The sequence below is a fragment of the Pseudobutyrivibrio xylanivorans DSM 14809 genome, from assembly GCF_900141825.1.
Lineage (GTDB): Bacteria > Bacillota > Clostridia > Lachnospirales > Lachnospiraceae > Pseudobutyrivibrio > Pseudobutyrivibrio xylanivorans.
In genome coordinates this window covers 297912-308277 of record NZ_FQYQ01000002.1, presented here as the reverse complement: position 1 = coordinate 308277, position 10366 = coordinate 297912, and the positions used below count along the sequence as shown (strand labels likewise).

Here is a 10366-nt window from a genome sequence, read left to right as displayed (position 1 = left end):
AATCTCGTCCTGAAGTGCCTCCAACTGCTGAATATCATCTGTTATATCTATAAGTAAAGGTATCTGTCTTTCTCTGACAAATCCCTTGGAATTCTCTGCTTCTTCACCAGTATGAGTATCATCATTTACAAAAGCCTCGAATGCCTTCATAAGAGAGTCTGACATAGAAAGAAATCTCTCGTAGTGCACTCGGCATGCCTCAAAATACTCCTTTACTTTACTGGTATTCCATTCAATATTTCCCATATTTATAATCCCTACTATCTATAATAAATCGACCATAACTATAACATCAAAAAAAGAACCAGGTAAAGTGAAACCTGGCTCTTTTTGAAACATTCTACAATTATCGTGTTTTACGTTAAAACGTGTGTGTATTATTTGTAAAGTTGCACAATTACAATCTGATACTTATTCTACATGTTCTCAGGTATTGGTAAATTGAAATGCTCATATGCAACCTTTGTGGCCACTCGCCCCTTTGGAGTACGAATAATAAGACCATGCTGCAAAAGGTATGGCTCATAAACATCTTCGATTGTACCAGAATCTTCTCCAACAGTGGCTGCAAGATTATCCAAACCTACCGGACCACCATTAAAACGCTCTATGATAGCAAGCAAAATATTTCTATCATTATTATCAAGTCCTAAAGTATCTACCTCAAGTGAATCAAGAGTAGCTGAAGCTACCTCCTTTGTAATCTCTCCATCATAACGAACCTCAGCATAATCTCGTACACGCTTAAGATATCTATTAGCAAGACGAGGGGTTCCTCTTGAACGAAGGGCTATCTGATAAGCTCCCTCGTAATCAATAGGTGCATTAAGCTTAGTAGCAGATGCTGTAACGATTGTAGATAGCTCCTCCGGAGTGTAGTAATCCATATGTCCGATGATTCCAAAACGATCCCTGAGGGGTGCTGAAAGCAGACCTGGTCTGGTGGTAGCACCAATAAGAGTGAATCGCGGAAGCTTGGTATGGATTGAACGAGCGGTAGTGTCTTTACCCATAACAATATCTACAGCAAAATCCTCCATAGCTGAGTAAAGTGTCTCCTCTACTGGCTTTGAAAGACGATGAATCTCATCTATGAATAAGATATCTCCATCTTTAAGTGTCATGAGCACAGCAACAATTTCACCTGGAATGGTAATAGCTGGACCAGATGTCACCTTTATATTTGACCCCATCTCTCCTGCTACAATACCAGCAAGTGTAGTCTTTCCAAGACCTGGAGGGCCATATAAAAGCACATGATCCAAGGCATCACCACGATTCTTTGCTGCCTCAATATAAATTTTCATATTTTCCTTAACCTTAGTCTGCCCAATGTAGCCATCAAAAGACTTAGGTCTAAGGGCATTATCATTAACAAGATCTTCGTGACTTGCTATTGTTGATGTGATTTGTTTGTTTGATAACATTGTAAACTCCCTGAATTATAAGAATGACATCTGTTTTAAGGTGTCACCTAAAAGCTGCTCTGTAGTGGTAGATTCGGTGATTGTCATCTTATCAAGAGCACGAGCAGCATTACTTGCGGAATAACCAAGAGATACTAGCGCTTCAAGTACTTCTTCCTTAACAGAAATCGCAGGAGCTGCTTTCTTCTTGCCCGATAAATCTGAAGTAATCTTAGCTTCAAACGCACCAATTATATCAACCTTATCCTTAAGATCGATAATTGCACGCTCTGCAGTCTTTTTACCAATTCCAGGACATGCCGCAAAAGCCTTTGCATCTTCCCCTGCTACAGCAAACTGAATATCACTGACAGTCATGTTGCTAAGGATAGCAAGAGCTCCCTTAGGACCAATTCCACTAACTGAAAGAAGAAGCTCAAACATCTTAAGCTCCTCCTTATCATAAAATCCATATAAAGTAAGAGAATCTTCCTTTGGAATGAGCTTTGTATTAAGCTTTATTTCTGAGCCAATATTAGGTAGCTGTCTAATTGTACTCATAGAAGAGCTAATAGCATAGCCCACTCCATTGTTCTCTATTATTACAATATTCTCATCAATATCTGAAAGTGTGCCGCGAACGTAAGCAAACATACACTCTCCCCCTTGTTGTTTATTCTGAGATTTCTCCAATGAAGTAGAATCCCTTACAACAGTTTAACCTAACATTGACGATTTTTCCAATCATAGATTCATCTCCAGGGAAATGAACTGTTACATTGTTAGCAAGCTTACCTGAAACAAGTGAAGCGTCCTGCTCATTAACCTCTTCAACGAGAACCTCCTGAACAGTTCCTTCAAGAGACTGAACCTTATCATGTCCGTGCTTCTGTACGAGAGCAAGAAGTCTGTCGAAACGATCCTTTACAACATCCTCAGGTACCTGATTCTCCATAGCCGCTGCAGGTGTGCCTGTTCTCTTTGAGTAGATGAATGTAAATGCTGAATCATAATGAACCTTATCTACTACATCCATAGTATCAAGGAAATCTTCCTCTGTCTCACCAGGGAAACCAACGATGATATCAGTAGTAATAGCTACATCTGGAATACGAGCGCGAAGCTTCTCAACCAAACCAAGATAGTGCTCCTTTGTGTAGCGACGATTCATCTTCTTAAGAATTTCTGTGCTACCTGACTGAAGAGGAAGATGCATGTGATGACAAACCTTATCACATGTAGCCATAGCCTCGATTAATTCATCAGATAAATCCTTTGGATGAGGAGTCATGAAACGAATACGCTTCAATCCCTCGATATCATTTACCATGCGAAGCAGATCTGCGAAAGTAACCTTTTCCTCGAGACCTACACCGTAAGAGTTAACATTTTGTCCTAGAAGCATAACCTCTACAACGCCATCAGCTACAAGTCCCTTAATCTCCTCAACAATATCCTCAGGCTTTCTAGAACGCTCACGTCCACGAACATAAGGAACGATACAGTATGAGCAGAAGTTGTTGCAGCCAAAGCTAATATTTACACCAGACTTAAATGGGTATTTACGAGAAATTGGAAGGTTCTCTACGATTTTGTCTGTGTCCTTCCAGATATCAATAATCATGCCCTTTTTATTGAGAAGTGCTGTAGTAAATAACTCTGCAAACTTATAGAGATTGTGTGTACCAAAAATAAGATCTACGAACTTGTAATTAGCTTTAAGGTGCTCGATAACTGTAGGCTCCTGCATCATGCAACCGCAAAGACCAATCATCATATCCCTATTCTTTTTCTTATAACCGTGAAGGATACCAAGATGACCATAAACCTTATTATTAGCGTTCTCACGAACAGTACAGGTATTGTAGATAACAAAATCAGCATTCTCATCTTCTGTCTCCACGTAACCTATCTGCTTTAAAATACCAAGAAGCTTTTCAGAATCTCTGGCATTCATCTGGCAGCCAAAAGTAGTAACGCAGCAAGTAAGCTTACGGCCCTTTTCCTGCTCCTTCTTTGCTACAATCTTCTTTGCTTCCTCAATAAAATAATATTGACGCTCTGGCTCCTGATCTGGAGCATTGTTTAATAAATCTGTAATACTCATTTAAAAATCCTATCTTACTTTCTAATCTGACCATCACCATAGATGGTGTATTTATAACTTGTTAATGCTAAAAGTCCCATTGGACCTCTAGCGTGAAGCTTCTGAGTGCTTATTCCAATCTCAGCACCAAAGCCAAATTCGAATCCATCAGTAAATCTGGTGGAAGCATTTACATAAACACAGGCTGCGTCGATTCCACTTAAGAATTTTTCTGCATTTTCCTTATCATTTGTGATTATAGATTCAGAATGACCTGTATTATATTTATTGATATGGGCGATTGCCTCATCAACATTGGAAACTGTTTTTACAGAGATGATGTAATCTAAATACTCTGTAGCAAAATCCTTTTCTGTGGCTGCATCTGAGCCCTCCATGAAAGATCTGGATTTCTCATCAGCAAAAATCTGCACACCGTGTTCTCTAAGCTTAGAATTCAATGCTGGAAGAAGCGATGCCGCTATCTGTTCATTAATTACAAGAGACTCACACGCATTGCAAACTCCAATACGCTGTGTCTTGGCATTTTCGATAATGCTAATAGCCATATCAATATCTGCATCATAATCTACGTAAATATGGCAGTTGCCCGAACCTGTTTCAATAACTGGAACAGATGCATTTTCTACAACTGATTTGATAAGACCAGCTCCACCTCTTGGAATGAGCACATCAATGTAATCATTCATGCGCATCATCTGGTTAGTGGACTCTCTTGTAGTATCTTCTATAAGTGTAATGGCATCTACTGGAAGTCCATTTTCCTGTAAAGAAGCCTTTATTACCTTAACAATTGCGTTGTTTGATTCAAGTGCATCACTGCCTCCCTTAAGGATAACAGCATTTCCTGTCTTAAAGCAAAGTCCAAATACATCTGCTGTAACATTAGGTCTGGCCTCGTATATTACACCTACAACACCAATTGGAACAAGTCTCTTTTTAATCTTCAATCCATTAGGTCTGTCAAATTCCTCTGTAATCTTTCCGATTGGATCTTCAAGCTCTACAACTACTCTAAGTCCATCAGCCATACCCTTGATACGACCTTCATCAAGCTTTAAGCGATCCAAAAGTCCCTGATTAAGCCCTTTTTTCTCACCGTTTGCCATATCAATAGCGTTGGCCCTGATAATTTCAGCACTGTTTTTCTCCAGTGCATCTGCCGCTGCTAAAATAGCTTTGTTTTTAACCTCAGTGGAAAGTAGTGCAATCTCGTATTTGGCTTCTTTAGCCTTTGTTGCAAGTTCAATTAATGTCATAGCCTTTTCTCCTTAAGATGCGCCTGTCAGTAACTATAATATCCATTGGAACATCATGCTCCTCTGGGATTATTTCATTATTAATCTGAGAGTTGAAGCAAAGACCGATTTTAATTACATCACTATTCTGATGGAAAAATCTGTCATAATATCCTGCTCCATACCCCAGACGATTAAGGTTAGTATCAAAAACCAGTCCCGGTGTAAATACAACGGCATCACCATCATTATTATAAACCGGAAGATCATCATTAGGCTCCATAATATCATATGCACCCAGGTGAAAATCTGTAGAAAGATTAGAAACTCTTCTAAAAATCAATTGATGATTTTCTTTGTCAGATACTGGGAAATAAAGCTCTTTCCCTTTATCCAAAAGATGCTTATATAATAGAAGTACATCCACCTCTGAGCCAAATGGATAAAAGCATAAAAAAATATTAGCTCTTTCAAAATCAGATTCCAAAAGAGCTTTTAAACTAATAACGATTTGCTGAGATAGAAACTGCCTGTCCTGTAGCTCAATACTATCTCTCATCAATTTGTTTTGTTTTCTAAGATTAGCGTTATTTTGACTTCTTTCCATATTTTTCGCCAAGGTTCTCTACCTTGCCATTTTCATCTACAATGTCAATATTATCTAGCTGAGCACGGACATTTCCCTTGATAGCATCGATATATGCTCTTCTAAGCTTTGCCTGCTCTTCCTTTTCTGCGTCAGTAAGGCCTTCTGCCTTGCTCTTGTGATATAATTCGTTGATTCTTGCAATATCTTTCTCTGTAATCATTTTAATCCTCTAATAAATCTAAGACTCGGACATCATCACGCTTGTTTGCAACAAATAATGTGCCCTTATCCTTGTTTTCAAAAATACGGTGTATATTACCGATGTGTGCGCCATTTGTAATAACCATATCAGCGCCACTGTACGTAGCAATCTGTGCTGCGCGAAGCTTTGCAGTCATGCCACCGGTGCCAACATTAGATGTGCTTTCCTCTGAGGCCATATCCATTACAGCATCCAAATCCTCTACAATAGGAACAAACTCCGCATCTGGATTTGTATTAGGATTATCTGTATAAAGACCATCTATATCTGAAAGCAATACAAGAGCATCAGCCTTAACAAGAGCGGTAACAATAGCTGAAAGGGAATCGTTATCACCAAACTGAATCTCGTGTGTGGCAACTGTATCATTTTCATTTACAACAGGAATAACGCCAAGTGCAAAGAGCTGCTCGAAGGTGTTACGTGCATTTTCTCTGGACTCTGGGTCAGTCATAGTCTTCTTAGTCATAAGAATCTGACCAGCTCGTTGATTATACTCAGAAAAAAGCTTCTGATAAACCGACATCAAATAAGCCTGCCCGATAGAGGCACAAGCCTGCTTTGTAGCCAGGTCCTTAGGACGTTCCTTAAGGCCAATGGCATAACGACCAACTGCGATGGCACCAGATGAAACAAGACATACGTCCTTGCCCTGAGCTCGCAAATCACAAAGCTGTCGTACTAAACGCTCCAGCTTAGTGTAATCAATGTTACCTGTAGCATCATGTGTAATAGTAGATGAACCAACCTTAACTACAACACGCTTCTTCTTAGTAAAATCATGTCCGTACATAGCGCTTCTCCTATTTATATTCCCCGATATCATACCACTTACCACCGCGTTTAGGCAAGAGAAATCAGCGCCATTCTAGTATAACATGCTCCCGCAAGCCAAGTTTATTTTGGGCGCAAAAAACCCTTAGCTTAATTTGCTAAGGGTTTTACGATTTATAAAATTATATGTCTTGGGCAAACTTCTGCACATTTACCACAAGATGTGCATTTGCTCTGGTCGATGTGAGCAAAGAATCCATCTACTGTGATTGCACCGAATTCACAAGTCTTCTCGCACTTGTGACATCCAATACAACCAACCTTGCAGACAGCCATAACGTCCTTGCCCTTATCATTGTTGTGACAACGAACTGCATGACCAGCTTCGTAAGGGATAAGCTCAATAAGATGATTTGGACAAGTGTCAACACACTTACCACATGCCTTACAGGCTTCCTTATCTACTACTGCAACTCCATCTATTATGTGAATTGCATCAAATGGACAAGCCTTAACGCAGGAACCGAATCCCATACATCCATAAGAGCAAGCCTTAGGGCCGCCTCCTGGAACAAAAGCCATCGCCTTACAATCTTCTACACCAGTGTAATCATAAAGCTGAGCAGCGTGGTCACATGTACCGTGACACATTACAAAAGCAACCTTACGTCCACCTTCCTCTGCTTCGACACCCATGATTTCTGAAACGAGTGCAGCCACTGGAGCCCCACCGACAGGACATCCATTAACAGGTGCCTCTCCTTTGGCAATTGCAGCAGCAAGACCTGAACATCCAGCGTATCCACAACCACCACAGTTATTACCAGGAAGAACTGCAAGTACAGCCTCCTCCTTAGGATCAACTGCTACTTTAAATTTCTCAGAAGCGAAACAAAGGAAAAATCCAATAATACAACCGGTAGCGCCAACAATGACTGCTGCCAGTAAAATTCCCGCAATACTCATACGTCAGCCCTCCTTATATTACTCCTGAGAATCCAAGGAATGCCATTGCCATAAGTCCTGCTGTGACAAGAACTATAGCTGAGCCCTTGAAAGTCTCTGGAATATCGTTGTATTCAATTTTCTCACGAATACCAGCCATGATTACAATAGCAATTGTGAAACCAACTGCAACACCGAAACCATTGATAACTGATTCGAGAATATCATAGTTGTTAGTTACGTTATTAATTGCTGTACCAAGAACAGCGCAGTTTGTTGTAATCAAAGGAAGATATACACCAAGTGAATTGTAAAGTGATGGCACATTCTTCTTTAAAACCATCTCAACAAACTGAACAAGGGCTGCGATAACAAGAATGAATACAATTGTCTGCATGTATTCAAATCCTGTAGGTGCAAGGATAAATTTGTAAATAAGTGAAGCAACAAAAGATGCTATCGTAATTACGAATATTACCGCACCGCCCATACCAGCTGCTGTCTCTACTCTCTTGGAAACTCCAAGGAAAGGACATAAGCCAAGGAACTGAGAAAGAACAACGTTATTTACGATTGCAGAAGCAACCAATAAAAGAACTAATCCTGTAAAATAACTCATTACTTATCTTCCCCCTTTCCTTCAATATCATCAGCATAAGAAGAATCAGATCCAGATTTTTCTACATCCTCTACATTCTTAGCATTAGCTGTGTGCTTAACCTCCTGTGCAACCATCTGTGGCTTTGCAACATCCTTAGGATTTACTGGAGGAAGCTCTTCTACATGATGTACTAAAGACTTACCAGTACATGCACTTGAAAGTGAACATCCTGAACAATCTCCACCGAGACATCCCTGAACTGCTGGAAGTGGTTTCCCTTTAGCTTCCATGTTCCTTCTAATAATATTCATGATTGCTACAAGGAACCCAAGTACAAAGAATGCACCAGGTGCAAGTCCAAATAAAGTAATGTGATAATCATTCAATGCAGCAATGTTGTTACCAAAGAATGAACCATTACCTAAGATTTCACGAACCATACCAATAAGTGTAAGGCCAACCGTGAAACCAAGTCCCATTCCAATACCATCAAACATAGATGGAATAACTGGATTCTTAGATGCGTAGCTCTCTGCACGTCCTAAGATGATACAGTTAACTACGATAAGTGGAATGTATATTCCAAGTGACTCATATAATGATGGAGTAAAGCCTTCCATTAAGAACTGTACGATTGTAACGAATGATGCAACGACTACGATGAACGCTGGCATTCTTACTCTGTCTGGGATGAGATTTCTAAGAGCAGAAATCATCATATTAGATAGTACAAGTACAACTGTAGTAGAAAGACCCATACCAATACCATTGATAGCTGATGTGGTAACAGCAAGTGTCGGACACATACCAAGCATCAATACGAAGGTAGGATTTTCCTTCCAAAGGCCGTTATATAATCTTTCAAGATATTTATTCATTTGCTGCACCTCCTACTAAAGAATTAAAGTAGGTAACACCTGCATTTACGCCATTAGTAACAGCTTTTGATGTAATTGTAGCTGCAGAAATGGCATCAATTTCAGAGGATTTAGATGCACCATTTTTTGTAACTGTAAATATCTCTGCTTTTCTGTTTTCAAACTGAGATGAAAACGTTCCAGCGCCAGTATCTCTTGCCTTCATTCCAAGACCCGCTGTCTCTGAAATACTGGTAATAGAATAACCATTAATTACACTGTCATTGGTGATACCCATTGAAAATGTAATCTTTCCACCGTATCCGGCTGATGAAGTAACAGTGATAATATATCCAACCTGATTGCCATCAGCATCCCAGGCTGTAACGCAATTATCAATTGTGTCGTCAGTATAGCCAGCTTCCTGTACTAAAGCAGTAGCCTTTTCTGAATCGAATCCCTCTAAAGGCTCATATGCTTCCGCGGTAGAATAAACTGTCTGATAGGCTTTAACCAAGGCATCATCCTGTGCTTTTGCAATAGGTGCCTTTGTGATTTCGTATACCAAACCAAGGGCAAAACCTGCAACAACAGTAATACCCGTAAGAACCAAAGCGTCTTTAACTAATTTATTCATTAGCCTTCACCTCCTTTGGTTTTCTCTCACGTTCAATACCAAATGCTCTAGGAACAGTTACTCTTTCAATAAGAGGAACAAGAAGGTTGCTAAAGATAATTGCGAAGCTGACACCCTCTGCACTGTTTCCAAAAATTCTAAATAAACCTGTAAGAACGCCAAGGCATATTCCAAATATAATCTTTCCCATAGGTGTAATTGGTGATGTTACATAGTCTGTAGCCATGAAGAATGCACCAAGCATAAGTCCACCACCACAAAGGTGAGCAACGATATATGTAGTGTCAAATCCATGTCCACCAAATAAAACGATGAATACAACAAAGCTCAAAATATAAACACCAGGAATTGTTAAATCAATTACTCCTAAAAGAATAAGAATGATAGCTCCAATTAGAATGCAAAGAGCACTTGTCTCACCGATGGTACCGCCTGTACGACCAATAAGCATATCAAGTGTATTTACTAATTCGCCATTTTTAAGACAAGCAAGAGGTGTTGCACCTGCAACGCCATCATACTCGAAATGAGTCATTGTAGCTGCGAAAGAAATTACAAGGAATGCTCTTCCGCCAAGTGCTGGGTTCATGAAATTCTGTCCCAATCCACCAAAAAGCATCTTTACAACGACTATCGCAAATACGGAACCAATCACTGCCTGCCATACAGGAAGTGTGCTAGGTAAATTAAGTGCAAGCAAAAGACCTGTAACAGCAGCACTTAAATCTTTAATTGTGCTTTTCTTACCAACTGCCTTTTCAAATAAAAACTCTGAAAGTACACATGTTAGAATACAAACTACAACTAGTAATAATGCTCTAAGGCCAAAATTGAAAATACCAAAAATCGTTGTTGGCATAAGGGCAAGGATTACATAAAACATGATACGACTTGTATCGTCCTTGGCTCTAACATGTGGAGATGAAGAAACCTTTAATAAATTGCTCATG

13 protein-coding genes are annotated in these 10366 nt (G+C 39.7%); all 13 read right to left on the bottom strand.

Annotated features, from left to right (window positions below; genetic code table 11):
• Positions 1-246, bottom strand: a 246-nt coding sequence (locus tag BUA88_RS03175) for a hypothetical protein (RefSeq protein WP_143151392.1), incomplete at its 3' end; no start/stop codon positions are given.
• Between the two features lie 170 nt (positions 247-416).
• Positions 417-1427 carry a Holliday junction branch migration DNA helicase RuvB gene (gene ruvB / locus BUA88_RS03170; protein ID WP_072912591.1) on the bottom strand — a complete coding sequence of 337 codons (1011 nt, stop codon included), beginning with the start codon at positions 1425-1427 and terminating at the stop codon, positions 417-419.
• 15 nt (positions 1428-1442) lie between these two features.
• A complete protein-coding gene (gene ruvA / locus BUA88_RS03165; RefSeq protein WP_072912588.1) occupies positions 1443-2060 on the bottom strand; it encodes a Holliday junction branch migration protein RuvA in 618 nt (205 codons plus the stop codon).
• Positions 2061-2079: 19 nt separating this feature from the next.
• Entirely contained in the window at positions 2080-3513 is a 1434-nt protein-coding gene (gene miaB, locus BUA88_RS03160; RefSeq protein ID WP_072912585.1) for a tRNA (N6-isopentenyl adenosine(37)-C2)-methylthiotransferase MiaB, read from the bottom strand.
• Between the two features lie 14 nt (positions 3514-3527).
• Positions 3528-4772, bottom strand: coding sequence for a glutamate-5-semialdehyde dehydrogenase (locus tag BUA88_RS03155; RefSeq protein ID WP_072912582.1), 1245 nt, complete (start codon positions 4770-4772; stop codon positions 3528-3530).
• Complete coding sequence (locus tag BUA88_RS03150) at positions 4759-5358, bottom strand: 5-formyltetrahydrofolate cyclo-ligase (RefSeq protein WP_072912579.1); 600 nt, start codon at positions 5356-5358, stop codon at positions 4759-4761. The genes BUA88_RS03155 and BUA88_RS03150 overlap by 14 nt, the downstream gene beginning before the upstream one ends.
• Positions 5339-5560: a DUF896 domain-containing protein gene (locus BUA88_RS03145; protein ID WP_330365440.1), complete on the bottom strand. Its 222-nt coding sequence runs from the start codon at positions 5558-5560 to the stop codon at positions 5339-5341. Before BUA88_RS03145 ends, BUA88_RS03150 begins: the two co-directional genes overlap by 20 nt.
• Before the next feature lies 1 nt (position 5561).
• Complete coding sequence (proB, locus tag BUA88_RS03140) at positions 5562-6395, bottom strand: glutamate 5-kinase (RefSeq protein ID WP_072912576.1); 834 nt, start codon at positions 6393-6395, stop codon at positions 5562-5564.
• A gap of 155 nt (positions 6396-6550) precedes the next feature.
• Positions 6551-7342 (bottom strand): RnfABCDGE type electron transport complex subunit B, encoded by a 792-nt coding sequence (locus BUA88_RS03135; protein ID WP_072912573.1) that lies wholly within the window; start codon positions 7340-7342, stop codon positions 6551-6553.
• A 13-nt stretch (positions 7343-7355) separates the two neighbouring features.
• Positions 7356-7940, bottom strand: coding sequence for an electron transport complex subunit RsxA (rsxA, locus tag BUA88_RS03130; RefSeq protein WP_072912570.1), 585 nt, complete (start codon positions 7938-7940; stop codon positions 7356-7358).
• Positions 7940-8800, bottom strand: a complete 861-nt coding sequence (gene rsxE, locus BUA88_RS03125) for an electron transport complex subunit RsxE (RefSeq protein ID WP_072912567.1) — start codon at positions 8798-8800, stop codon at positions 7940-7942. The genes rsxA and rsxE overlap by 1 nt, the downstream gene beginning before the upstream one ends.
• Positions 8793-9416 carry an RnfABCDGE type electron transport complex subunit G gene (locus BUA88_RS03120; RefSeq protein ID WP_072912564.1) on the bottom strand — a complete coding sequence of 208 codons (624 nt, stop codon included), beginning with the start codon at positions 9414-9416 and terminating at the stop codon, positions 8793-8795. Before BUA88_RS03120 ends, rsxE begins: the two co-directional genes overlap by 8 nt.
• Entirely contained in the window at positions 9409-10365 is a 957-nt protein-coding gene (locus BUA88_RS03115) for an RnfABCDGE type electron transport complex subunit D (protein ID WP_072912561.1), read from the bottom strand. The genes BUA88_RS03120 and BUA88_RS03115 overlap by 8 nt, the downstream gene beginning before the upstream one ends.
• Between the last annotated feature and the right edge of the window lies 1 nt (position 10366).